Source organism: Acidobacteriota bacterium (genome assembly GCA_009691245.1).
Lineage (GTDB): Bacteria > Acidobacteriota > Terriglobia > 2-12-FULL-54-10 > 2-12-FULL-54-10 > SHUM01.
In genome coordinates this window covers 1-24,676 of sequence record SHUM01000054.1, presented here as the reverse complement: position 1 = coordinate 24,676, position 24,676 = coordinate 1, and the positions used below count along the sequence as shown (strand labels likewise).

General features: G+C 59.6%; 17 protein-coding genes, 1 tRNA gene and 2 pseudogenes. 9 read left to right on the top strand and 11 right to left on the bottom strand.

Annotation, left to right across the window (positions count from 1 at the left end):
* Positions 1–142: 142 nt before the first annotated feature.
* The 3 genes from EXQ56_12235 to EXQ56_12225 form a co-directional block, all read right to left on the bottom strand.
* Positions 143–216 (bottom strand) — tRNA-Gln (locus EXQ56_12235).
* A 3-nt stretch (positions 217–219) separates the two neighbouring features.
* Entirely contained in the window at positions 220–1,179 is a 960-nt protein-coding gene (gene ispE, locus EXQ56_12230; GenBank protein MSO21198.1) for a 4-(cytidine 5'-diphospho)-2-C-methyl-D-erythritol kinase, read from the bottom strand.
* Between the two features lie 141 nt (positions 1,180–1,320).
* A complete protein-coding gene (locus EXQ56_12225) occupies positions 1,321–3,537 on the bottom strand; it encodes a tetratricopeptide repeat protein (protein ID MSO21197.1) in 2,217 nt (738 codons plus the stop codon).
* A gap of 550 nt (positions 3,538–4,087) precedes the next feature.
* Here EXQ56_12225 and EXQ56_12220 point away from each other — a divergent pair.
* Both EXQ56_12220 and EXQ56_12215 read left to right on the top strand, forming a co-directional pair.
* Positions 4,088–4,825, top strand: a pseudogene (locus tag EXQ56_12220) (hypothetical protein).
* 480 nt (positions 4,826–5,305) lie between these two features.
* Complete coding sequence (locus EXQ56_12215) at positions 5,306–5,869, top strand: YaeQ family protein (GenBank protein ID MSO21196.1); 564 nt, start codon at positions 5,306–5,308, stop codon at positions 5,867–5,869.
* A gap of 57 nt (positions 5,870–5,926) precedes the next feature.
* On the opposite strand, the pseudogene EXQ56_12210 reads toward EXQ56_12215, so the two are convergent.
* The 4 genes and pseudogenes from EXQ56_12210 to EXQ56_12195 all read right to left on the bottom strand — a co-directional run bounded on the left by EXQ56_12210 (position 5,927) and on the right by EXQ56_12195 (position 8,965).
* Positions 5,927–6,226: pseudogene (locus tag EXQ56_12210) on the bottom strand (type II toxin-antitoxin system RelE/ParE family toxin).
* Entirely contained in the window at positions 6,223–6,435 is a 213-nt protein-coding gene (locus tag EXQ56_12205) for an acyl-protein synthetase (GenBank protein MSO21195.1), read from the bottom strand. The pseudogene EXQ56_12210 and the gene EXQ56_12205 overlap by 4 nt, the downstream one beginning before the upstream one ends.
* An 85-nt stretch (positions 6,436–6,520) precedes the next feature.
* Positions 6,521–8,089, bottom strand: a complete 1,569-nt coding sequence (gene purH / locus EXQ56_12200) for a bifunctional phosphoribosylaminoimidazolecarboxamide formyltransferase/IMP cyclohydrolase (protein ID MSO21194.1) — start codon at positions 8,087–8,089, stop codon at positions 6,521–6,523.
* Positions 8,090–8,401: 312 nt separating this feature from the next.
* Positions 8,402–8,965, bottom strand: a complete 564-nt coding sequence (locus EXQ56_12195; GenBank protein ID MSO21193.1) for a hypothetical protein — start codon at positions 8,963–8,965, stop codon at positions 8,402–8,404.
* A 307-nt stretch (positions 8,966–9,272) separates the two neighbouring features.
* Between EXQ56_12195 and EXQ56_12190 the strand changes: the two genes are divergently transcribed.
* The 3 genes from EXQ56_12190 to EXQ56_12180 all read left to right on the top strand — a co-directional run bounded on the left by EXQ56_12190 (position 9,273) and on the right by EXQ56_12180 (position 12,863).
* Positions 9,273–10,631 (top strand): L-seryl-tRNA(Sec) selenium transferase, encoded by a 1,359-nt coding sequence (locus tag EXQ56_12190; protein ID MSO21192.1) that lies wholly within the window; start codon positions 9,273–9,275, stop codon positions 10,629–10,631.
* Positions 10,632–10,682: 51 nt separating this feature from the next.
* Positions 10,683–12,053, top strand: a complete 1,371-nt coding sequence (locus EXQ56_12185) for a DUF1015 domain-containing protein (protein ID MSO21191.1) — start codon at positions 10,683–10,685, stop codon at positions 12,051–12,053.
* Positions 12,054–12,188: 135 nt separating this feature from the next.
* Positions 12,189–12,863: a response regulator transcription factor gene (locus EXQ56_12180; protein ID MSO21190.1), complete on the top strand. Its 675-nt coding sequence runs from the start codon at positions 12,189–12,191 to the stop codon at positions 12,861–12,863.
* Here the strand turns inward: EXQ56_12180 and EXQ56_12175 are convergent.
* From EXQ56_12175 to EXQ56_12165, 3 genes are all read right to left on the bottom strand, one after another.
* Positions 12,860–13,999, bottom strand: a complete 1,140-nt coding sequence (locus EXQ56_12175) for a hypothetical protein (GenBank protein MSO21189.1) — start codon at positions 13,997–13,999, stop codon at positions 12,860–12,862. The two genes, EXQ56_12180 and EXQ56_12175, sit on opposite strands and share 4 nt — an antisense overlap.
* Before the next feature lie 65 nt (positions 14,000–14,064).
* A complete protein-coding gene (locus EXQ56_12170) occupies positions 14,065–14,985 on the bottom strand; it encodes a bifunctional 5,10-methylenetetrahydrofolate dehydrogenase/5,10-methenyltetrahydrofolate cyclohydrolase (GenBank protein MSO21188.1) in 921 nt (306 codons plus the stop codon).
* Positions 14,986–15,050: 65 nt separating this feature from the next.
* Complete coding sequence (locus EXQ56_12165; GenBank protein ID MSO21187.1) at positions 15,051–16,415, bottom strand: hypothetical protein; 1,365 nt, start codon at positions 16,413–16,415, stop codon at positions 15,051–15,053.
* Positions 16,416–17,226: 811 nt separating this feature from the next.
* Between EXQ56_12165 and EXQ56_12160 the strand changes: the two genes are divergently transcribed.
* From EXQ56_12160 to EXQ56_12150, 3 genes are all read left to right on the top strand, one after another.
* The gene (locus EXQ56_12160; protein ID MSO21186.1) at positions 17,227–18,633 is read left to right on the top strand and encodes an FAD-binding protein; all 1,407 of its coding nucleotides are present in this window, start codon (positions 17,227–17,229) and stop codon (positions 18,631–18,633) included.
* Positions 18,634–18,698: 65 nt separating this feature from the next.
* Positions 18,699–20,024 carry an FAD-binding oxidoreductase gene (locus EXQ56_12155; protein MSO21185.1) on the top strand — a complete coding sequence of 442 codons (1,326 nt, stop codon included), beginning with the start codon at positions 18,699–18,701 and terminating at the stop codon, positions 20,022–20,024.
* Positions 20,025–20,053: 29 nt separating this feature from the next.
* Positions 20,054–21,403, top strand: a complete 1,350-nt coding sequence (locus EXQ56_12150; protein ID MSO21184.1) for a (Fe-S)-binding protein — start codon at positions 20,054–20,056, stop codon at positions 21,401–21,403.
* Here the strand turns inward: EXQ56_12150 and EXQ56_12145 are convergent.
* Positions 21,400–21,753, bottom strand: a complete 354-nt coding sequence (locus EXQ56_12145; GenBank protein ID MSO21183.1) for a hypothetical protein — start codon at positions 21,751–21,753, stop codon at positions 21,400–21,402. The genes EXQ56_12150 and EXQ56_12145 overlap by 4 nt on opposite strands.
* A gap of 759 nt (positions 21,754–22,512) precedes the next feature.
* Here EXQ56_12145 and EXQ56_12140 point away from each other — a divergent pair.
* On the top strand, positions 22,513–24,676 hold a 2,164-nt coding region (locus EXQ56_12140; GenBank protein MSO21182.1), incomplete at its 3' end, for a DEAD/DEAH box helicase.

Below are 24,676 nucleotides of genomic sequence, written 5' to 3'. Positions count from 1 at the left end.
GAATGGTTGATTTTTTCCCAGCCGGGCCGTTTAAGCGGGGCCTGAGAATTCGAGACAATTTCTCAGCCCCGCTCACACAATAACGACGATGCCCATGTTCAATGAACAGCGCCAATGATATAGGTATGCGATTTCAAAATAGTGGCTGGGGCGCTAGGATTCGAACCTAGATGGCGAGCGTCAAAGGCTCGTGACTTACCATTAGTCGACGCCCCAATATCAGTCAGCCTGGACCGCTCGATTATACCGCTGGCGGCCCACGGTGCGCGAGAGGTAGAGCCTCATTCCGGACTTTTCCAGTTGGCGGCCGGCCTGTCTGGCCTGCTCCATTTCCTTGAAAAGGCCGTATACCGCCGAGCCGCTTCCGGTGAGCGCGGCCCATTCCGCACCTGCTCGAAGCAGAGACCGCTTGGCCTGCGCGAGTTTCGGAAAGCGGCTGAAAAGCAGCGGCTCAAAATCATTCGGCGCATACCCGCCACCTGTTGCCGATGAGTCCGTGGTCTCGGCGCAGAGCGCGGCGCAGAATGATTCTATGGTAGGGTGCATCGCGGGGCGTGTCAACTTTTTGCGCGGAGTTCCGAGCGGGACGGATTGGCCGTGCAGCGGTTTTGCGCTGAGCAGTTGATATGCTTCCGCGGTGCTCATGCTCTCGTCCGGAAGCGCGATCACGCAATACCGCGGCGGGCCGTCGGCAAGCGCATAAACTTCTTCACCACGACCCACTCCCAACGCGCGGCCTCCGATCAGAAAATAGGGAACATCGGAGCCTAGTTGCGCGGCTACATGAAGCTGCGTGGCCCACTTCATCCGCTGGCCCGTCAGCAAGTTGATGGCTCGAATAACCGCTGCCGCATCGCTGCTGCCGCCGCCCAGTCCGCCACCGGTGGGAATTGTTTTCGTCAGATGAATGCGAATCCGCAGCTTGAGTCCGAGTTCATCGCACAATAACTCGGCGGCGCGAACAGCGAGATTATCCCGACCCGCTGGCGCGGGGAGACCCGCGCATTCCAGCGATACGCGCGCGCGCGTGCGGCTGGGAATAATATTCATCGCCACGGAGTCGGCCAGCGAGACGCTCTGGTACACCGTACGCAGTTCGTGATATCCATCATCGCGTCGCCCTATGATCCGCAGTCCAAGATTGATCTTGGCGTATGCCTTGATGGTTGCCGATTTCATTGGCCTGCACAGCTCCCCAGCAAAATGCGCGCTCAGCTGCCTTCACGGCAGAAAACAAACTTGCATTGGAATATGGAGGAATCGAATCGCGCGAGTCAGGCAGCTCAGCCCGCACATGGGAACAGCGGGCGCGCCCCATGGCTATTTCGCCGGCGCTCCCGCTTCACGCAGCTTGCGTTCCAACCCGGAAAATTCATCCGCGCTGATTTCGCTGGGCGGCAGCTTTTTCCATTCGTTCAGAGCGGCAGTCCACTCGGCGATGGCTTCCGCCTTGCGTCCCATCTTCAAATAAACATCTCCAAGATGATCGCGGATGGTTGCGTCGGAAGATATCTTGCCCGCCGCACGCTTCAAATATTTCTCGGCCAGATCGTATTGGCCCATGCGGTAATAGGCCCAGCCCAGGCTGTCCAGGTACGCACCGTTCTCCGGCTCGGATTCGAGGGCCTTCTTGATCATCTCCACGGCCTCATCCAGATGCACACCCTGATCGGCGAACATGTAGCCCAGATAATTCAGCGTCATCGCGCTATCGGGATTCAGCTCCAGCGAGCGCCGGAAATCGCGCTCCGCGTTGTCAAACTTCTTCTGGCGCTCCCAGATCGAACCGTAGTGGAAATAGATGTAGGATTTTTCGTCGTCGGAATCAGAAAGCTTTTCCGCTTCCTCCGTGGCCTTGATGGACGAGTCATATTGATTGGCGCGCAGATAGGTCTGGCTGATAGCCAGCCACACTTCGCGGTCCTGCGGCTCATTTTTCAACAAGGCCCGCAGCAGCGCGACGCCTTCATCCACCTTGCCGGATGAGGCCAGCAGACCCGCCCGCGTCATAATCAATTCGCGGCTCTCTGGATTCTTGCGCAACGCTTCGGCGGAAGCTTCCAGCGCGCGGTCTGTTTGGTGCGCTTCCTGAAAGGTCTCAATCAGCCGCACCTGTCCACGCTCGGCGTGATCTCCGCCCAAGTCGCGCAACTGTGAGTAAGCTTCCTCGGCGGCTTTGTGGTCTCCACTATCACGATAGAGCGCCCCGAGTTTTTCGAGAAATATCGACCGGTTATTTTTTTCCTGCGCCGAGTAACTCTCCACCGTGGGCTTGCGGCTCGAGTTCAGCATGTCACGGGTGATCCGAATCGCTTCTGCGATCTTGCCTTCGGTTTCTTCGAGCAGGACCTGGTTGTAGCGAATCTCCAAATTGTCCGGTGCCAGCTCGGCGGCCTTGACCAGGCTCGCGCGCGCCTCGGCGTACTTGCCCTGCGCGCGATAAACCTGACTCAGCCGCACATGGGCTTCCGGATCGCGCGGATCTTCTTCCGCGAGCCCCTGAAACTGCTCGAGCGCCTGATCGTATTGGCGGCTGAACAACAGACTCTCGGCCAGGCCCTTGCGGAACGCTGGATTATCAGGGTCGCTCTGCAACGCGCGCGCATAGACCTGCGCTGCCGCCGGATAGTCGCGCACTTGCTCGTAAGAAACGGCCAAGGTCCGCAGCAACTCGGGATCATCATCGTCCGCGGTGAGCTTAATGAGCAGGTCGATCGTCGAGCGGTAGTCTCCAATGTCGAAGTAGAGCAGCGCGAGCTGCCTGTTGGCATCGGAGGAATCTGAATTCAGGGCAAGAATTTTCTTGAGCGTCTCCTCGGCCTTAGCCGAGTTGTTGTTGGCGCGGTAGATCTGAGCTAGCACCAGATGCGAGTCCACGTCGGAAGGATTGGCGGCGGTGATTTGCTCGAAACTTTGTATCGCGCGATCCTTGATCTCCGGCGGCGCGGGGGTGCGCGGGTTGCTGAGCAGGCGCACATAGAGGCGCCCCAGTAGGCCGCGCGCGGCGGTGTCGGCGGGATTCTTCTCGACGGTGTCTTCAATCTGTTGCAACGCGCTGCGCCAGCGTCCCGTGCTGGCGTAAAGGTCAGCCAGCTCCATACTCAGATAACTGGAAGTGGGATCGAACTTCAGCGCTTCTTCATATTCGTCAATAGCCTGATTCAGTAAGTCCTGCCGGTTGCCCATCATCCCGCGCTCGTAATAGAGATGCCCAAGCGAATAATGATAGTAAGCCTTGGACTTGTCGGTGCCACCTTCTGGCGACGCCGTCCCAGACTGTTGTGCTGAAGCAATGGAAACGAATGAGACCGGAGCGGGTAAAATCTCCAGCACGATGGGCAGCGCCAGGGACTGCGCCAACAAGAACGTCAGCGCCTTGTTGGTTCGGGCAAAACGGGAGCGGAACAACCAGCGGCTCGCCAAGGGCATGGGGCTATCCTTCTTACTTCTACAAAGCGATAAATTCCGCCAGACCACTTCGTCCATCTGACCGGTGGAGCGCTTAGAAGTGCTGCCCTCAGTATACCTTAAACACATCGTCGAAATGCGCGGGTGGAATCGAGCAGGGTGAACGAATCCTGTGTCCTAATGCGCACTACACGGGAGCTAACACCAGCAAACCCATTGGTGGAGAGCGATTCGGGAAGATGCCATCAAGTAGCAGATTCGTATCATTCGACGGCACAAATGAATATGGGCCTTTGATCTTCCATGCGCCCGGACCAGAATAAATGTTCAGGATGAATTCGTTCCGACAAGGGATTCGACATAGAGTTCGACAAAGGGTTCGAAAAGGGAGATTCGGATGGAACCGCGGTTCCGATCAAAAATTTTCTTCTCATTATCCCTTCTCGGGGTCGTTCTCGTTTTGGCACACCCCAATCGTTTTGATCACGTGATGGCCGCAGGTGTGTCGGGTTCTCCGCCGATCACTCAGGCTGGCAATGTGGCAGCCAGCGCCGCTTGCCCCGGGGATCCCGTTGGCCAGATATTTCCATCCGGAAATTCCTGGAACACTGCCATTGCCGGACTGCCTGTTCATGGCAATTCGGCCAATCTGGTCGCCTCCATCGGGACGGGGGGAAGCCTGCATCCTGATTTTGGAACTGTCTTTGAAGGCGCGCCATGGGGGATTCCATTCATCGTGGTGGACGGAAGCCAGCCGTACCTTCCCGTGAATTATACGGCGTTTGGCAATGAGAGCGATCCAGGCCCCTATCCCATTCCATTGAATGCGCCCATCGAAGGCGGCTCCAGTTCTCCCGGCGACCGCCATGTATTGGCGTTTAATTCCAGCAATCGATTCCTATATGAAATGTTCTTCTCCTTTCCTCAAGTCTCCAGCTGGAATGCAGCGAGTGGAGCAATATTTGACACCATGACGAACTTCCAGCGTCCGCTTGATTGGACTTCGGCGGATGCCGCGGGACTGTCCATTCTGGCCGGGTTGGCCCGCTACGAGGAGGTCCAGTGTGGAGCTATTAATCATGCACTGCGCTTCACGGCGGTGACCACGCGAGAGGCTTACATCTACCCTGCTTAACACGAAGCCGGCAGTAGCACGAGTCCCAACGTGCCGGCGATGGGGCAACGCTTCCGGCTCAAATCCTCCGTCAACATTTCCAGTTTTTCTCCGCAGGCAAAGATCATCCTGCAGGCGCTGAAAACGTATGGGATGATGGTGGCCGATAACGGGGGCAACTGGTTCCTGTCCGGGGCTCCGAACCCCAATTGGGATGATGCCGATATCGATCACCTGAAACAGATACACGGGAGCGATTTTGAAGCCGTCGACACATCCACCCTACAGCCTCCATCCGACACGGCGCCACCGGTCGGCCCCTCCAACCTGGTCTTATCGGCGGCAGGCTCCAATCAGATCAATGTCGCATGGACTGCCGCTACGGATAGCGTTGGAGTACTCGGTTACCGAATTTTGGCGTCGGTGAACTCAAACTTTTCCAACCCACTCCCGGCATACAGTCGCGCCTATGTTGGCGCTGTGCTAAATGCATCGCTGAATCAGCTCAATCCCTCCACGAAATACTACGTCAAGGTGCTGGCCTACGACGAGGCGGGCAACGTCTCGATGGGCACAACGGGAAACGTCACCACCGCCTCTCCCAAAAGAGTCCGCCAGTTAGTGGCCGATTAAATGCCGCTTTGAATCGACCGTGGATGCGTATCGGCTCCCGGGGTAGTGATCTGCCAATCTTGTCTCGAACCTCGACCAACATCCTTCCCAAGCAGACCTTGGCTGGAAGTTGTATGTTGAGCAGACCATGCCGCACAATGGACCAATCACATGGCGCTCACTGCAACCATTTATAACTTCGACATCGAGCTCGCTGATACGGACCGCGCGGTCTATGAGTCGCTGGCGCTGCGCGTGGCGCAGCACCCTTCGGAAAGCGATGAGTATCTGGTGGCGCGTTTGCTCGCGTATCTGCTGGAATACACCGAGGGCATCGAGTTTTCGCGTGGCGTGTCGGACCCGGACGAGCCGACCATCGCCGTGCGCGATCTGACCGGCAGAATCAAGACGTGGATTGAGATTGGTACGCCGGATGCGGCGCGTCTGCATAAAGCCTCGAAGGCCGCGGACCGCGTCGCCGTTTATACGCACAAGGATCCGACGGTGTTTCTGAAGCAGCTTACGGGCGAGAAAATCTTCCGCGCCGAGGCGCTGGAATTGTATGCCCTGGATCGCGCGATGGTCAGCGCGTTCGTTGCGCGTTTGCAGCGACGGGTCGCCTTCAGCCTGTCCGTCACCGACCACGAGCTGTACTTGTCTTTCAGCGCGGAGAATCTTAAGGGCGGCGCGAAAAACCTAACCGGCGCCGTCGTGCGTCTGGCACAGGGCGAGTGACGCGCGGCGGAGTTGTCGGGGGGGGGGGCCGGAGCGCTATCGGTCTGTAGCGGCTGGTTAGCCGCCTTCCTTTAGCCGTTTTCTGATCCACGATGGATTCCGGCGACAATCCAATACGGCATGCACTCGAATCACTTCTCCCGCCACGTCGTATTAGACGGCAAAAGGAAAGCGCTTGGACAGGCCACGGTGATATTCGCGAACGACTGGATGAATTCCCGCGTATTGAAGCAGCGAATCAATGTCTGAAAACAGGCAATCCAGGAAATACGATCCGAGGCCAAACTCTCGCTCTTCGTAGAAGCGGCCGGCCGCGATTAAATCCTCGTGGGCCTCATCCAGTATCCGGATTTTCACGGAAGCCTTTTGCGGATCTCCGCCTTGGCCGTCTCCCAATCCGCGAATTGCGCTTTTCCCGCGGCGATTCGCTGGCGGCGCTCATCAAGGATGTCTTGGTGCCAGGAGGGTGACTCAAAGTCCGCTGGGGCGATGTCCGCCCAGAGCAACTCCATGACCGCAAGCTTCTCCTCAAGAGTCATCTCTTTTAGAGGCAGGTTAATTGCCATGGGCGGAGCATACCTCATCTGAGGGCTTTGACAAAACCGCCAGCGGCGATTCGGGCTAAATAGCAATAGCCGTTAGTGCCGCCACTTAATGCCGGAAGTGGCGCACGCCGGTGAAGACCATCGTCGCGCCCAGCTTGTCGCAGGCGGCGATGGCGTCTTCGTCGCGGATGGAACCGCCCGGCTGGATGAAGGCCACCGCGCCGGCCTTGGCGCCTTCCTCGATGCCATCCGTAAACGGGAAGAAGGCGTCGGAGGCGAGCACGCATCCGGCCAGCGGCAGTTGCGCCTTGGCCGCGCCGAACTTCACCGAGTCCACGCGGCTCATCTGTCCCGCGCCGGTGCTGAGCAGTTGCGTGCCGCGCACGTAGACGATGGCGTTCGACTTCACGTGCTTGCACACGTTCCAGGCAAACAACATGCTCTCGATCTGCTCGGGGCTAGGCTGTGCCTTGGTGACGCACTTCAGGTCGGAAGCCTTCAGCACATGGCGGTCTTTGTCCTGCACCAGCACGCCGCCGCTGATCTGTTCCAGATGCAGTTCACCCGCGAGCGACGCGGTGGTATCCACTTCCACCAGTCGCAAATTCTTTTTGCTACCCAGCCGCTGTAGCGCTTCCGGCGTGAATCCCGGCGCGACAATCGCTTCGACGAACAGCTTGGCTACTTCTTCCGCCGTCGCGCCGTCGAGCGGGCGATTGAATCCCAGCACGCCGCCGTAGGCCGAGATAGGGTCGGCCTCATAAGCCTTTAGATACGCCTCCACCTGAGTCGCCTGCATGGCGCAGCCACAGGGGTTGGTGTGCTTGATTACCGCCGCCGCCGGCCCGCTGAACTCCTGCACCAGGTTCCACGCGGCTTCCAGATCCACCAGATTGTTGAAGGACAATTCCTTGCCCTGCAACTGCCGCGCCCGCGCCAGCCCGCTTTTCAAATTGCCCGCCGTGGCATACACCGCCGCCGACTGATGCGGATTCTCGCCGTAGCGCAGCGTGGCCAGCTTCTCGAAGCGCAATGTCATATCGTTCGGGAATTTTTCGGTTTCAGCCGAACATTTGCCTGCCGAGTCAAGTAAGCTGATGACGTTGGTGATGGCCGAATCATACTTCCCGGTGCGCGCAAACGCCTTTTGCGCCAGGCGCCACTTGGTCGCCAGTGATAGCGCTCCACCCGCGCCCTGCATCTCGGTCAGCAGCGCGGCGTAGTCCTCCGCATCGGTGACCACGGCCACGTCGTGAAAATTCTTGGCCGCCGAGCGGATCATGGTTGGCCCGCCGATGTCGATGTTCTCAATCAGCTCCTCGAAGCTGGCCGTGCCCTTGGCGGCGACGGCCTCGAAGGGATAGAGATTCACCACCACCATGTCGATCCAGTCGATCTTCATTTTGGCCAGCGTCTCGACATGCGCCGCCTCGCTGCGCCGCCCCAGGATGCCGCCATGAACGGCCGGGTGCAGCGTCTTCACGCGCCCGTCGAGCATCTCCGGCATGCCGGTAATTTCAGAGACATCCTTCACGCTTATGCCCGCATCGCGCAGCATCTTGGCCGTGCCGCCGGTGGAGATGATCTCCACGCCCAGCTTGTGCAGCCCCACGCCGAACTCCACGATGCCTGTCTTGTCACTCACACTGATTAGCGCGCGCCCGATCTTGCTCACTGATTTGTACTCCCTGTTGATAAGTATGGAATTGCTGAAATATTAATGATCGCACAATATAGCGCGGCAGTTCCCCGTCACGGCACGACTTCAGTCGTGCCGTTCAGAAGTCACCATACCCGGCTTCAGCCGCTGAGGGACAATCGTCGCAAGGCCCGCAAACAAAGCCGATAACGAACCCACCTCAGTGGCTAAAGCCGCATTGATTTTGCGGCGCTTACGGCACGACTGAAGTCGTGCCCTGACGGGGAACCGGATCGCAATTTATTGCGCTCCTCAATAAATTTTGCGGATACGAATACACGCTTGCGGCTACTTGCCTTTGGCTTTCAGGCGCACCTGACCGTTCTCCACTTCCACGCTGTACTCCACCTGCTCGCAGTGCTGCTCCCGTTTCAACTGCTCGGTCTTCTGCACCACGAAATTCTTGAAGGCTTCGGCGGCCACATTGTCCGTTGCCTCGCCGACCTTCTTCTTGGCCTCAATGAAAGCGGAGAATAGTTCATCCACCTTCTGTGGCTCCGCCGCTGGATCGCTCCAGTTCACGCGAAACGCGCGCGGGGCCTTGATTTTCTCGCGCTTCTGCTCCGCCTTGATGTCCATCGAAGTGCGCCGCGGCCCTTCCTCGCGATCCTTCAGGCGGCGCCGCCACAGCTCGGAATACATTCCAAAGCGCTGCTGCAACGTGGTGTAACGGAAGCGTTGCGCGAAACTCAGCCGGCTGACGCCGTCGGCCAATCGTTTCATGGTGTTTTCCACGCGCCACTGCGTGTCATTGGGGGGACGCGGCTGCCCGCCATTGAAGTAGGCCTCATACTCGATCTTGAGCCTGCGGATATTGTCTTCCAGCTTGTCGAGATCTTCTTCCACGGCCATGCGCGGTGCCTCGTTGTGCCCAATGGTAGTCCTGGCCCTGACGGCTGGCCTGACGGCAGGTTAGTGGAGAAGTATAGCATATGGCCGGGTCGCGGGTATGGCGCCGGGGAGTACTCCGTCCGACGGTGCGCTGGCATGGGATCTCTAAGCAGAACGACCTTGCTATGCTATTCTGGAAACTTATTTCAGCCAAGACAATGGAGTTTCCGCCATTCCCAAAGCTCCCATCAAGAAGCCCATTAAGAAAGGGGCGAAGGCCGCCGCTCCGCGCACCGCACCGCGCACCGCGGGAGATGCGTCCAGCGCGCTGCTGCGGCAGATTCCGGCTGTTGAGGAGCTGCTGAACCGGCCCGCGCTGGAGTTACTCGGCGAGCGTGTGGGGCGCCGTTTTTTGACCAGCCATCTGCGCGGCGTGCTGACCGCCATTCGCCAGGAGATACTGGCGAAGACCTGGCAAGGTGCGCTTACTTCAGAGGCCATCGAAGCGCGCACCGAGGCCGCCGTGGCCCGCGCGCTGACCTATTCGCTCACGCCGGTCATCAACGCCACCGGCGTCGTGCTGCACACCAATCTGGGCCGCGCGCCGCTCTCGCATGAAGCCATGGCGCACGCCACCGAGATCGCCACGCAGTATTCCAATCTCGAGTACGATGTCGCCGCAGGCCGCCGCGGCGAGCGCGACGTGCATCTCACCGGTGCGGCTGAGCTGATCGGCGCGGAAGCCGCTATCGCTGTCAACAACAACGCCGCCGCCGTGCTGCTGGTGTTGAACGCGCTTGGCGAAGGCGGCGAAGTGATCGTCTCGCGCGGCGAGCTGATCGAGATTGGCGGCTCGTTCCGCATTCCGGAGATCATGCAGAAGAGCGGCGCGATCCTGCGCGAAGTGGGCACCACCAACCGCACCCGCATCGCCGACTATCGCAATGCCATTAACGAGCGCACCAAGCTGCTGTTGCGCGTTCACCCCAGCAACTTCCGCATCGAGGGTTTCACGGAGCGGCCATCACTCGACGAGCTGGTCGCGCTGGGCCGCGAGAAGGGCATCCCCGTTTATGAGGACCTGGGCAGCGGATGTCTGATCTCGCTCACCGCGCAGGGCCTGCACACCGAACAGCCCGCCGGGGAGAGCCTCGCCGCAGGCGTGGACGTCATCAGCATCAGCGGCGACAAGATGCTCGGCGGCCCGCAGGCCGGCATCATCGCGGGAAGCAAGGAGATGATACGGCGGATTCGCCGCAATCCTCTCTTCCGCGCGCTGCGTGTGGACAAAATGACTTACGCAATTCTGGAGTCCACCTTCCGCGCCTATGCGCAGGAGCAGTATAACCGCATCCCCGCGCTGCGCATGATCCGCGCGACCGCCGCCGAGGTCGAGCAGCAGGCCCTCTGGATGATGGAAGGCATTGCGAAAAACGCGCTCGACTGGGAGATGATCCCCGGCGAGTCGGTCATCGGCGGAGGGTCGGCGCCGGGCTTCACCATCCCCACCGCGCTCATCGCCTTGCAGCATAAGAGCAAGAGCGCCGCCGCTCTGGAGGCGCATTTGCGGAAGCGCCGCCCCGCCGTGCTGGCCCGGGTGGAAAATGATCGCCTGCTGCTCGATCTGCGCACGGTGATGACGGACCAGCTAGGCCCGCTCGCCGACGCCATCAAGTCGCTGGCGTAACGCGGCGAGCACCAGGAAAACCATCTACACCACTTCAGGAGATTGTTCGACATGGCAGTATTAAATCCGTTCCGCGCTCTGCGCTATGACGCAGGTAAGTCTGGCAAGGCCGGCCCGCTCGACCGCTTGCTGACGCAGCCTTACGACAAGATTTCGCCCGAGATGCAGCAGCGCTACTGGGCATCGAGTCCGTATAATCTGGCGCATCTGATCAAGGGCGAGACCCGCGCGACGGACACGCCCGCCGACAACGTTTACACGCGCGCGGCGGCGAAGCTGAAATCCTGGCGTGCCGATGGCGTGCTGGTGCAACGCGCGACGCCGGCCTACTACGTCTATCATCAACACTTCACGCCTCCCGGCAAGCCCGACGCGCCCGTGATGATCCGCAAGGGACTCGTCGCCATGGGCCGAGTGGTCCCTTACGGCGACGGCGTGATCTATCGCCACGAGCAGACTCTTTCCGGTCCCAAGGCCGACCGCTTTGAGTTGCTGCGCGCCACGCGCACGAACCTCGAGTCCATCTTCATGCTCTACAACGATCCCGCCCGCAAGCTGGACGCGCTGGTAGCGCAGGCGCTCACGCAGCCTCCGGCTTCTGATGTAAACGATGAGTACGGCGTGCGCCACATCCTCTGGGACGTGGACGATCCGGCCACAGTGGAGACGATTCGCGCCGAAATGGCGCCGAAGAAGTTGATCATCGCCGACGGCCATCATCGCTACGAGACCGCGCTCAAGTTTGGCAATGAATGCACGGCGAGCCATCCTGCCAACACGGAGCTGGCCGACAAGGATTGCCGCCTGGCGCTGATGACCTGCATCAACATGGACGATTACGGAATTCTGGTTCTGCCGACACACCGCGTGGTGGCGGGCATAACCGATTGGAAACCGGATGACTTGCTGCGCCGCGCCGGTGAGTACTTCACCATCCGCGAGTTTCCCTTCAGCGGCGGAGAAAATCGCGCCGCCGCGCTCGAGCAGTTGAGGGCCGCGATGGAGCGGGCCGCCGGAAAGGCCGTCCGGATCGGCGCTGCCCTAAAGGGCAAGAGCGCGGTGTATGCGCTCAACCCGCGTGCCGACGCGCCGTTGGCCGCGCTGCTGCCGGAACTCTCGCCCGCGCAGCGCACGCTGGACGTTACCGTGCTGCACCGCCTCCTTCTGGAGCGCTGCCTGGGCATGGACGCCGAGTCCTTCCAGCGCGAACAGCATGTCACCTACGTCCGCGATTTCCAGGAAGCCGCTGCCAGCGTGACAGTAGATGGCGAAGCCGGCGCGCAAGCGGCGTTTCTGCTGAATCCGGTGTCGCCCGCGCAGGTGGCTGCCATCGCCTTGGACCATCGCGTGTTGCCGCAGAAATCCACCGACTTCTACCCCAAGCTTCTCTCCGGCCTGGCGATGTATCCTTTGGAACACTAGGCGCAACTGGGCGCAAATGGGGGCACCGACGGCTCCGATCTAACCAAACGCCGTGCCGTGCCGATAGAATTGAATGACCGTGAATGTGATTTAGCTGCGGTTGGAATATATTTTGGTACAATACTGGCTGATCCCGTGACTATGGCCCAAGCTCCCATACGCGTGATGTTGGTGGATGGCAACGCGCTCTACAGCGAAGCTATCTCTGCCCTCATTGGTTCGCAGAAGGACTTCCAGATGGCCGGTTATTGCCTTTCTCCGGGGGAGGCGCGGGCCAGAATTTCAAAAGAGAATCCAGATGTGGTCCTGCTGGAACTACACTCGACTGACCAGAATTCATTCGATCTGCTGCGCGAGCTGCCAACGCTCTCCAGCCGCACGCGGGCCGTCGCCACCGGTGATATTGAGAGCCGCGAGAACATCGTCGAGGCCATGCGACTCGGTGCGCGCGGTTTTCTATTGAAACAGTCTCCCGCTGAACTTTTTCTGAAGTGCCTGCGGAAGGTAAGCGCGGGAGAAATATGGCTGGACGGGCGCTTCGCCGAAGCTGTGCTCAATGCCTTTGGCAGCTATACGCCGGAGAACAAGAAAGACAGCAAAAACGAAATCTCCGTTCGTGAAATGGAAGTCATCGGGCTGGTTGTCCATGGCTACAAGAACAAGGACATCGCCGACAAACTCTTCATCAGCGAAAAAACGGTGAAGAACCATCTCTCCGCCATCTTCCACAAAGTCGGTGTTTCCGACCGTCTGGAGCTAACACTCTTCGCATTTGAAAAACGCCTCTTCTCGCCGAACGGCGAACACTAGCGAACCGTTTCCGCGCCGGCAACCCACTGCCGCACGGCGCGACCCTGCGGAGTCAGTATGCGTTTTTTGGTGAACTTTCCAAAGTGAGAAGCATTGCGCCCGTGGTCATCCCACTCGCCGGGCTGGTCATAAAGCACCCAGTTAAAAAGATATTCGACATGCTCATCGAGCGACACGTCCACGATGGCGCGAAGACTCCTGGCATCGGGGTACGCATTCCAATACTCGCCAAACTCACCAATAATTAACCGTTGCGTATTACTGACATTGCCGCGAATTCTGCGGAGCGCCTCGCGAAATGACTCCTGCATGGTCTGCGCGTCGAAGCCGGACCCGATCGACCACCATGAGCTATAACTCATGTAATCCACTCCGCGCAGATTTCGTCCCAGCACCATCAGCCCTGATGGTCTTCCTGTGAATTCAGGAATAATCGTGAACTCGAAAGCGGTGAAGACTCTTCCAGGCAGACGGGCGCGAAGCGCGCGCGCGCGGCCCTCCAGGATGCCGTCCAGTCGCGCCTGAAGATAGCCGTGGAACCACGGCCAGTAGCCGGCGTCGGGCACATCGTTCTCCGCCTCCCAGTTGGAAATAATGAATGTCCGAGCGTGTCGCGCGAGGGCGTAGGTGAAATCGGCGAACTCCGCTTTTACGCGCTGTAAGTATTCTCGCGATTCTTTGCGGGACATCCGAGCGAGATGCCTGGCTATGCCCAGCGAGGGCTGCTCGATCTTTCCGGCGTTGGGCCGGTCTCTCACCCGGAAAGTCTCAGAGCGATCCTGTAACTCACTGAGTGAGTCCGCCGCGCCATACTCACTACCATAAGAATAGGAATCGTACGCGGTCAGCATAATGACTTGGTACTCACGAAACATTTTCTGATAACCGGCGTCGCCGACTTTCTCCGCCAGCGGCCGGACATCGTCGTGATAGGGCGGCGTATCCGACCAGGGGCCGATGAAAGCGCGCACGACGCGGTCCGCCCCCGTGCTGCGCGCGTCATCCACCGCCGCCGACAGGTCCGGGACATTGCCCCAAATATAGATGCCCACGCGCTCACGTATCTGCTCCGGCGTGGCGGCGGAGATGGGGACACACATCCGCTGCGCCGCGAACAGAAGAAGAAGCGGAATCAATCGACTTAGCATGATGTGGTACAGATTAATTCAGGCGGGTCCAGATAGCAATTTCGGGAAACCGTTTATGCGCCGCGGCGCATACGAGCGGCGCGCACGCTGTTCACCATCAACATGCCAATGGTCAGCGGCCCGACGCCGCCGGGCACCGGTGTCAACGCTCCCGCGATGGGAGTGACGCTCACCGGATCGACGTCGCCAATCAGCGTCGCGCCCTTGGTCTCAAACGTCTTCATGCGTTTGGCGTTGCCAGGGAAAAAACGCTCGACATCCTCGCGCCTGGTCAGGTTGCTGGTGCCGACATCAATCACTGTCGCGCCGGGCTTCACGAAATCAGCGGTAACGCATCCGGCCCTGCCCAGCGCGGCGATCAGAATGTCAGCCTGACGGCAGACGCCGGGCAGATCATCGGTCTTCGAATGGCAGATGGTAACGGTGGCGTTGGCGTGCATCAGCAGCAGCGCGATGGGCTTGCCGACAATGTCGCTGCGGCCGATCACCACGGCGCGCGCTCCCTCGATCCTGATGTTGCTGCGCCGCAGAATTTCCATGATCCCTGACGGCGTGCAGGCCACCAGCCCGGCGCGGCCCGTGACCAAATTGCCCATGTTCACGGGATGAATGCCGTCCACGTCCTTGGCCGGATCGACCGCCATCAGAACTTTCTTGGTGTCGATCTGCTTGGGCAGCGGAAGTTGCACGAGGATGCCATCGACGCTATCACGGCTGTTCAGATCGTGGATGCGCGCCAACAACTGCTCCGTGGTGGTGGACTCCGACAGCTCAATGCGTTCGCTGGCGATGCCCAGACTGTGGCAGGTGGATACTTTATTGCGAGTGTAAATCTCCGAGGCCGGATCGTTGCCCACCAGGATCACGCTCAGTCCGGGCTGCACGCCTTTTGCACGCAACTGCTCGACTTCCGCGCGTAACTCGGCGAGTATCTGATCGCGTATCTCATTGCCATTCAGTATGCGTGCCGGCACGGCATGACTCCTGTTGTAACTAACTTGTAACTGACTCACTAGCTACTAATCACTCACATACCGACTTACTCCAGGTCCGCTGGAGTTACTTTCGCGATCCAGGCGTTATAGTTTCCGCCGTAGCCAACGCGATCATGCTGGGCCTTGATCTTCTCTTCCAGGCCAGCGATTTGAGCATCGGTCAGGCTGGGGAAGGTTTTCACCATCTCCTGCACCGCTGCCGCCTGCGCCGCGCCGCGCGCCTCCGCGCCTGCCTGCCCTGCGCTGATGTCGCGACTGCCCTCGCCGCCTTCGCCGAGGCCCAGGTAAGCCTCCACCAGGCGCTCCGTCACTTTCTGGCTGTGAACTTGAGATACACGGATGTTACCCTGCCCAGTGACTACGTTGCCGACGCCGAAGACACGGTCATTGCCCTTGTACTGCGGCAGATCGGTTTCAGTGATATCGAAATACTCGCCCTTCATGATCGCGCCGGGAATCGGCTCCGGCACCGAGCCAATCGACGAGATAATCAGCGGCGCGCGCAGATCGTGCTCCGATCCGGGCACCGGCGTGGCCTTGCGGCCCTCGACTTTGGTCTCGGATACCTTGATGCCCACGAGACGGCCATTCTCCAACACCAGCCCTTGCGTCAGGCGGCAATCCTGGAAGCGGAACAGGAACTTTTCCTGCGCCAGCCGCAACACCTTCTGGCGCACGGACTCCGTCTTGGCGAGCTGCTCCGGCGTGGCGTTCTCCGGCGGCTGCGCCAGCGGCATGTCCTGCTGACGGCGGCGATAGACCAGCAGACAGCCCTTCACGCCCAGCGATGCCGGGTCAATGCCATGCGCCTTGCACACGGCCGGGATGCCTTTTTTCTCGAAGTCGTGCATGTGCGCTGCAATGCCGCGCGCCTTCAGCGCACGTTCGTAGTTTTCCATCTGGAGAATCTTCACCACGTCGATCGACGCCAGGCCGCCGCCGAGCACCAGCGCCTCGTCCGGCACCTCGTAGCGCGGACCGTCATAGCCCTTCTCGTTCTTGTGGTTATACCAATAGATAAAGGGGTTCTGATAGATCAGTCCCTTGCCGATAAACTCATCCGCGCCATCGATGCCGATGCTGCGGTCGCGCCACGCGCCGTTGGCCAGGATCACGGCGGAGAAGCCCCACTTCTCGGTGAGGTCGTTGAAGTCCACGTCGCGGCCCAGTTTGGTGGAGGGAACAAACGTAACGCCGGGCTTGTTCAGGCGCGCGGCCATCTTGGCGTATTCCTGGCGGCGCTGCTCGACGTGCCAGCGCGGCAGGCCGTCTTCGATCTTGCCGTAGGGCCGGCTGTTCTGCTCGATCACCGCGACACGAATGCCGTGGTCGGCGAGAACCTCCGCCGCGACGGAGCCCGCCGTGGCTCCTCCAATGACGGCCACGAAGTGCCGGTTGTTAGCTGACATGAATCGATCCTCCTGAAATGGCCTGTCGAAACTAAGCCTAATAGGGGTGACCCGAGCGGGCTCGGGCCGAAGCAATAATTGCGCTCATCCAATTGACTGAAGTGCTGCCGAAGCGGCCAGAGAGCTATCCATCCGGCCATACAACCGCTCAGTATATCACTGCTTTCCGACCCCACGCCACCGAAACCCGCAGCCGGTGGTGGCGCAGTTCCCAATTTGTAAAACGTCAGAGCACGATTTCAACCGTGCCGAAATAGCTGCCGGGCAGCGGAATGGCGGAAAGAAAATAAGGGGGCGGGAAGTGAGGAGCCGGCAGTAGTCAATGGAGGGAATTTGGAATCTTTTGGCGGAGCTGCGGATTCTGATAGTTTGGAAAATTTGGATGCTGTGGAGTTTGTGGGCAGAGTGGTCAGGTTGGTCGCTCCGGGTTGCCCGACGGCCCACTGCCGACTTTCCATTTCCGGCGATTTCCGGGCCAATCGCGAACCAACCCCGGCCGATTTCCGCGGTTTGTCAATCTGGTCAGAGTGGTCAGAACCGTGAACGTATGCACTTTGGGCTGTGCCGACAATTTGTGATTCTTGTCGCCTGAATGGGAGGAGGGAAATGGGCGATGAGTCGCTCGTCAATTCCTGACTGCTCGACGGAAAACCTTGCCGGGCGAGCATCCATTTTCCGCACTCGATCTGCTATCTTGGGTGGACTGCCTTAGCACGCGCAGAAAGGCAGGCACCGGGATGACTCCATGACGGAACCTCTAACCTCGGAACCACTAGCCTCGGGACCACCGGCCAACTTGAGCATCCACTCGATGCACCGCGACCTGGCCGCCATCGTGGGCGCGCGCGCCGTATTGTCCCAGCCGGACGACCTGCTGCTCTATGAGTTCGATGGCTCCGTTGATCGCGCGATGCCCAATGCCGTGGCCCTCCCGGCGACCGCGGGCGAAGTGGTCGCGCTGGTACGCTGGGCCAGGCAGAATGGCGTGGTGATCGTCCCGCGCGGCGCGGGCACGGGCCTCAGCGGTGGTGCGGTGGCAGTGCACGGCGGGCTGATGATGGGCTTCGCCCGCATGAAGGAGATCGTCGCCATCGACCTGGGCAATCAGCGCGCAGTCGTCCAGCCCGGCGTGGTCAATCTCGAACTCACTGTCGCGGTGGCCTCCGCAGGCTACTATTACGCTCCCGATCCATCCAGCCAGAAGGCTTGCACGCTGGGCGGCAACGTGTCAGAGAACGCCGGAGGGCCGCATACACTGGCCTACGGCGTTACTACCAACCACGTGCTGGGGCTGGAGGTAGTGCTGCCCGATGGCGAACTCGTCCATCTCGGCGGCGCGGTGTGGGACACGCCCGGCTATGATCTCACCGGACTGTTCGTCGGCTCGGAGGGCACGCTCGGCATTGTTACCGAGATCACCGTCAAGCTGACGCGCACGTCCGAAGCCGTGAAAACGCTGCTCGCGATCTACGACCGCGTGGACGACGGGGCGGAGACGGTGGCCGAGATCACCTCACGAGCCATCACGCCGTCGGCGCTGGAGATGATGGATCAGATCACGCTGCAGGCCGTGGAGGACGCTACGAATGCGGGGTACCCGCGCGATGCCGCTTGCGTGCTGCTCATCGAACTGGAGGGCTTGCAGGAAGCGGTTGAGTTGCAGGCGGCGCAGGTGCGGGAAGTGTGCGAGCGGCATGGCGCGCGCAGCGTGCGCATCGCGGCGTCGGAGGCCGAGCGCCAGAAACTTTGGGCGGGCCGCAAGAATGCCTTCGGCGCACTGGGGCGCAAGGCGCCCAGCTTCTACGTACAGGATGGCGTGATTCCGCGCACCAAGATTCCCGAGACAATGCGCTTCATCCAGCAAGTCAGCGAGCGCTACGGGTTGGCCATCGCCAATGTGTTCCACGCCGGCGACGGCAATATCCATCCCAACATTCTGTTCGACTCACGCGACCCCGAGCAGCGCCTCAAAGTGGTGGAGGCAGGCGCGGAGATCTTGCAGTTCTGCGTATCGCTTGGCGGCTCGATCACGGGCGAGCATGGCGTGGGCATGGAGAAGAATGAGTTGATGCCGTTCCTGTTTACTGACGTTGATCTCGCGGTGATGAGTCAGGTCAAGTCGGTGTTCAATCCCGACGGGCGGCTCAACCCCGGCAAAATATTTCCCACAACGAAGGGCTGCGGAGAGATTCGCATCCCGCCGCCGCATCCGTTTTAGGTTTACCCGTTCCGTGCCAAGAGGAGTCGAGCAACCGCTTGCCAAGTCAATCAACAATACACAAATTGCAAGCCATATGCGGCGCGTCGAATGTGCGCGGCGACACGCCGTGGTGCGCCTCGCGAGTGCGTGCGATGACGCCGCCTGAAGTTGTCGCGGTTCCCGCCGATCGTGAGCAGCTCGCGGCAATCCTGAAATTAGCGGCTGCGGAAACGCTCACGGTGACCCCCGTTGGCGGCGGAACCAAGCGCGACTGCGGCGGCATCGCGCGGCGCGTGGATCTCGCCGTCTCCACCGAACGCATGCAGCGCGTGATCGATTACCCCGCCAGCGATCTGACGATCACGGTGGAAGCGGGCATCACCATCAGGGCGCTGCGCGAGACACTGGCTCAACATGGGCAGATGCTTCCGCTTGATGTCCCTTGCGCAAACGATGCAACGCTGGGAGGAACGCTTGCCGCAAATCTTAGCGGTCCACAACGGCTGGGCTACGGTGGATGGCGCGACGTGGTGATCGGCATACAGTTCGCCACGGCGGATGGGCGACTGGCCAAGGGCGGCGGACGGGTCGTGAAGAACGTCGCCGGCTACGATCTCCCCAAGCTGCTCATCGGGTCGTTCGGAACACTGGGCATCATTACCGAAATCTCCCTGAAGGTATTTCCGATTCCTCCCGCCGCCGGCACATTTATGTTTGGGTTTTCTTCGATAGCCGCCGCGGCTGAATTTACGCAGGCCATCTTGAACTCTCCATTTTTCCCACAATCACTCGAATTGGTGGATGCCTCGGCAGGCACGCTGGCGGGAGTGGCCGGGACGTGCACATCGCCGTATAACGTAATTGTTTCAGTCGCAGGGCCGCAAGTGGTGGTGGATCGCGCGAGCAACGATCTTTCCAAACTGCTGCGTGGAAGTGGCTGTCTTTCCATGCAAACGATCACTGACGGTTTTCAAGATCGTCTCTGGAATTCACTGAGCGACATGACTCCAGCCTATCTGCGCGCACAACCTGCTGGTGTCGCGATCAAGGCTTCGCTGCCGCTGCGGCAACTGACTACGTTCATCACCGAGGCGAAGCAATTGGCTGATGACTCACAACTCTCCACCGCTTCCAGTGCACACGCCGGTACCGGAATTGTTTATCAATACCTATGGCCCGAGGGCGGAGATCGTGCCATCGAAAAATTGCCGCGCGGGGCGGAGCAGATCGTCGCGCTCGCCGAAAGGCTCGGTGGGCGTGCCACGGTTGAGTGGTTCCCGTTGGCGTATGATGGAAAGTTGAACCCCTGGGGCAAGCTGGGCGATGACTTTCCTCTGATGCAGCGAATCAAGTCTGCGCTCGACCCTCACGGCACACTGAATCCGAGCCGCTTTTATGGCGGCATCTAGGGGCGGCATCCAGGGGCGGCATCTAAAGCATGTTGACGCAGATTACAGACCACAACTCGGCACATACTCCCGCCAGCGGCTTGGCTTCCAGCGGGTTCACTGGCGAGGACCGTCCGCGCTGGGAGGAATATTCGCGCTGCGTGCATTGCGGTCTATGCGCCAACTACTGCCCCACCTACCGTGAGTTGGGCGTTGAAATGGATTCGCCGCGCGGGCGAATCTATCAGATGGTGGCCGTCGATGAAGGCCGCATGGCCATCGGCGAAAGTTTCGTGCGCCATATTGACCTGTGCCTGGACTGCCGCGCCTGCGAGACCGCGTGTCCTTCGGGTGTTGAATACGGCAAGCTGGTGGAGGCCGCGCGCACCCAGATCGAAATGAACTATCGTCGCCCGTGGCGCGAGCGCCTGCTGCGGCGGCTGGCGTTCCACCATCTGTTTCCCCATCCCACACGCCTGCGAATTGCCGGCCGACTGCTCTATTGGTATCAGGCATCTGGCCTGCAAGAGATGGTGCGGCGCTCGAAGCTGTTGGGCGAAGGAACGCGCCTGGCTGATCTGGATTCACTCGCTCCCAACTCCGAGTCGCCGGACTTTTTCTCGCAGATCGGCAAGACGTTTCCCGCGCACGGCCCGCGCCGCTATCGCGTGGCGTTTCACTCCGGCTGCATCGCCAACTTTGCGTTCGCGCGCTTGCAGGAAGCCACCATCCGCGTGCTGCAGCGCAACGGATGTGAAGTGGTTGTTCCCGCCGGACAAATCTGTTGCGGCGCGCTGCATGTCCACGCCGGCGTCCGCGAGAAGGCGCGCGAGCTGGCGCGGCGCAATATCGAAGCGTTTGAACGGGAGTCCTTTGACGCGCATCTCACCAACGCCGCTGGTTGCGGATCGACGCTCAAGGAATACGGCGAGCTGCTGCATGGCGACGCGGCCTGGTCGAAGCGCGCCGCTGCGTTTTCAGCGAAGATGAAAGATGTGACTGAGTTTCTAGCCGACGTGGGACTCACTCAGTCATTAAGTCCCATCAGCGCGACGGTAACTTATCAGGATTCCTGCCACCTGCTGCATGGACAAAAAGTGAAGCAGGCGCCGCGCTCGTTGCTCGCCGCCATTCCGGGTCTGTGTTTTGTCGAGTTGCCCCACGCGGACCTTTGCTGCGGCAGCGCGGGCATTTACAACGTACTCGAAACGGATCTGTCGCTGCGCCTGCTCGACGATAAGATGAAATACGCCAACGGGACCGCCGCGGAAATCATCGCCACCGCCAACCCCGGATGCCTGTTGCAGATGCGCGCGGGCGTGGCCCGCCATGGCCACGGCCAGGAAGTAGTACACGTGATGGAGCTGCTGGATCGCGCCAGCCGGCCCGTTGCGCATTAATGCGTAAAGAAGAAGCAGTTGACCAGGGTGGGAGCGTCTTCGGAGATGGTGATCTTTCCGTCTTGATGCTGAATGGCTATGGTTTGCTGTTCGCTGGTGGATGCGGAACCGCCCGTGATCTTCAGCGGAACTTCCTTGTGTCCGATCAGTGATTCCGCGAGCCGGAACTCAAGCGAGGCGACTCTGCCGGGCGGCAGCGGCCTGGGCGCAGTCAGACGCAGACGAATCACCTGCGTCTTGCTCCCCGCGGCGGGCGGGTCTCTCTCAACCTCAACCACGCCGCCGGCGGTTTCCATTGCCAGACTGCTGCGCGCGGCCTGCAGCCCCACTAACTCGGCCGGCAAACTCAATTCAACGAGGAGCCATCCTTGCTCGGACGGGTTAGGATGGCTGCGGACCTGTTTGGTCGTGTCTGCGTTACCAGGGCGTTACCGGAATTTACGATGGCAATGCAGTGATGGGTCCCCGGAATACTCGTTGGCCTATAAGCGATCTTCCAATTGAATTTGAAACGTATTTGACTGGGACTCCTATCAGGTAGATGGCTCCAAGTCGGCCCGTATGCTTCCTGCCTCACTTCACATGCCTGTAGGCTCGCCAAAAATTTGGGGAAGTTGGCGGTCCCGACTACCCCGCCCCCCTCGATTGGGACTCCGGCTGTCTACTTTGACTAGAGGGTGAACTGGATGCAAACGCACGTTGCACTTCAAATGCCTTTTGGTTCCAGTAGTTGATTTTTTCTTATCGGTGAGGCGGCAAGGCATTGTTGAACCACGCCAATTTCTATCCCCCTGCACATGCACTCGCCGATTGAACCTGAGCCAATATTGCGCGATTGCGAGGCATTCTGGGAGAAGGAGGGGTGGGAGTCTCGCATCGTGCGCCCCCTTGGAACACCCATCCGGGGTATGAGGGCCAGACGCCCTTCGCATCTAAGACGGCTTGTGTCGCAGATATTCGTACCCACATTTACAGGCGCAAAATTTTTGGAAAAATTCTGGGAAAATATTACCTCTCCAGCAAACTGCTACTCACCCAGTACTCGATTTTCCAGCCTTGTGCTTAAATAAGCGGGAGTCTGTAATCCTCCGTAAAGGGTACATTCACACTTGAAGCCTCAGCACACCAACGCCAAGCACTGGATTCAGCAAGGCATCTTCGACGGATTAGACAGCTTCGCTGCCTTTGAAGAACGAGTGAATGCCCTTGCCGAAGAAAAGGATCGTGGCGATGTATTTGAAATCTTCGTCGAAGCTTATCTGGCGACACAGAGCATCGCGCAGAGCGTCCAGCACTGGGTAGTAGGCAGAATCCCTCTGGAGCTCAGAACGCGCTATCGACTGCCCAATGACGGCACCGGCATTGATGGCATTTACCTGACCCACGATGGCACCCACGTCGCCTATCAGGTGAAGTACAGACAGAAGTCCCATCTGACCTACGCTGAAGTCGCTCCCTTCTTGGGGATCACTGAAGCCTTTGCGGATCGTGTGATTTTCACCAACGCCTCATCTTTATCGAATGTCGCGCTCCAGCGCACGCGCTGGTTTAGTTCGGAAGCATTCATTGACCTGCCCGCCAGCACCTTCAACCAGATGGAGTGCTGGCTCAAGGAGCAGCCTCTTCGTATCATTCGCGCCACACCCGACCCCAACTATCAGACCCAGGCGCTTGCCGATATAGCAGCAGCTTTTGCCGAAGCCGATCGTGCTCATGCAGTGATGGCTTGTGGCACCGGCAAGACGCTGGTTGCATTGTGGGCGGCAGAACAGGCCAATCCCCAAACGGTGCTGGTGCTGGTGCCATCGCTCACGCTGCTGCAGCAGACCCTGAAGGAGTGGAGTGAGCACAACCATTGGGAGTCGCGCTTCAGCTACCTCTGCGTTTGCTCGGATCAGACCGTGGACCTCAGGAGCGACGAAATCCGATTCAACGCTTCAGATGTGGGTTTTCGCGTGGATACCGACCCAACAGTGGTTCGGAGCTTCCTCACCCGGCAAGAGGATGATGTGAAAGTAATCTTCTCAACCTACCAGTCGTCGCCCGTGGTGGGCGAGGGATCGAAAGGATTGCCAGCCTTCGACTTTGCTGTGCTGGACGAAGCGCACAAGACCACTGGCCGGGCTGGCACGTCCTTCAGTTACGCGCTACACGATAAGAACATCCAGATTCGCAAGCGGCTGTTCCTGACCGCCACTCCACGCCATTTTGATATTAAGCATCGCGATAAGGATGGGGATCTGATTGTCCAGTCGATGGATGATCCCGCTGTCTATGGGAAACGCGCTCATACTCTGAGCTTCCGTGCTGCTGCGGATAAAGGCATCATCTGCCCCTACAAAGTGCTGATTAGCGTGATTGATAAACAGATGGTAGATGATTTCAGTCTCCAGCACGGCATCACGCTGGTGGCTGGCGATGAGCTGGCAGCGCGATGGGTAGCGCATCTGATTGCCTTGGAGCGAGCAGCCAGGCGCGTGGATGCAAAGAAAATCATCAGCTTCCATAGCAGGATTAGTGCAGCACTGGAGTTTGCCTCCAATTCTCCGCGTGGCATTGCCCACTACCTCAGAGAATACCGCGTGGATCACGTGAACGGGGCGCAGAGCGCGGCGGACCGCAGCGAAATCATTCAGGCGTTTGCCCGCACCGAACATGCGATGTTGACCAACGCCCGCTGCTTGACGGAGGGCATCAATATTCCAGCCGTGGACATGGTGGCATTCATGGATCCCCGCGAGAGTCGCGTGGATATAGCCCAGGCGGTCGGCAGAGCGATGCGCAAGCCCCGTGGCACTACAACCAAGACATTAGGGTATGTGCTGGTTCCGCTGTTTTGCGGCACTGACGGTGCGGGTATAGACGAAGCCATCCATTCGGAAGGGTTTGATGTCGTCGCCAGTGTAGTGAATGCCTTGCAGGAAAACGATGAGGAGCTTGCAGATATTATTCGGGAACTCAGAGAACGTCGGGGTGCGGGGCTGCGGTTCAACCCTTCGCGTTTCAGCGAAAAGATTCATCTGATCGGACCAACGGTTGACTACGCACAGCTGACCCAAAGTATTGCCATCGAAATCGCTGATCGCATCGGTGCCACGTGGGATGAATGGTGCGGGCGGCTTGTCCAATTCCAGCAGCGGGAGGGCCATTGCTTCGTACCCATTAGCTTCAAGACCAACGATGGCTCCAAGCTTGGCACGTGGGTTAACAATCAGAGAGCACTGTCTGACAGCATTTCGGCAGAACGTCGCCAGCGCTTGGACCAGCTGGGAT

Excerpts from the sequence above, each read along its gene's own strand:
- EXQ56_12160 (MSO21186.1), top strand. The coding sequence starts at position 17,227 with ATGCACCGCGACCTGGCCGCCATCGTGGGCGCGCGCGCCGTATTGTCC.
- ispE (MSO21198.1), bottom strand. The coding sequence starts at position 1,179 with ATGAAATCGGCAACCATCAAGGCATACGCCAAGATCAATCTTGGACTG.
- EXQ56_12185 (MSO21191.1), top strand. The coding sequence starts at position 10,683 with ATGGCAGTATTAAATCCGTTCCGCGCTCTGCGCTATGACGCAGGTAAG.
- EXQ56_12195 (MSO21193.1), bottom strand. The coding sequence starts at position 8,965 with ATGGCCGTGGAAGAAGATCTCGACAAGCTGGAAGACAATATCCGCAGG.
- EXQ56_12150 (MSO21184.1), top strand. The coding sequence starts at position 20,054 with ATGTTGACGCAGATTACAGACCACAACTCGGCACATACTCCCGCCAGC.
- EXQ56_12165 (MSO21187.1), bottom strand. The coding sequence starts at position 16,415 with ATGTCAGCTAACAACCGGCACTTCGTGGCCGTCATTGGAGGAGCCACG.
- EXQ56_12225 (MSO21197.1), bottom strand. The coding sequence starts at position 3,537 with ATGTGTTTAAGGTATACTGAGGGCAGCACTTCTAAGCGCTCCACCGGT.
- EXQ56_12215 (MSO21196.1), top strand. The coding sequence starts at position 5,306 with ATGGCGCTCACTGCAACCATTTATAACTTCGACATCGAGCTCGCTGAT.
- EXQ56_12205 (MSO21195.1), bottom strand. The coding sequence starts at position 6,435 with ATGGCAATTAACCTGCCTCTAAAAGAGATGACTCTTGAGGAGAAGCTT.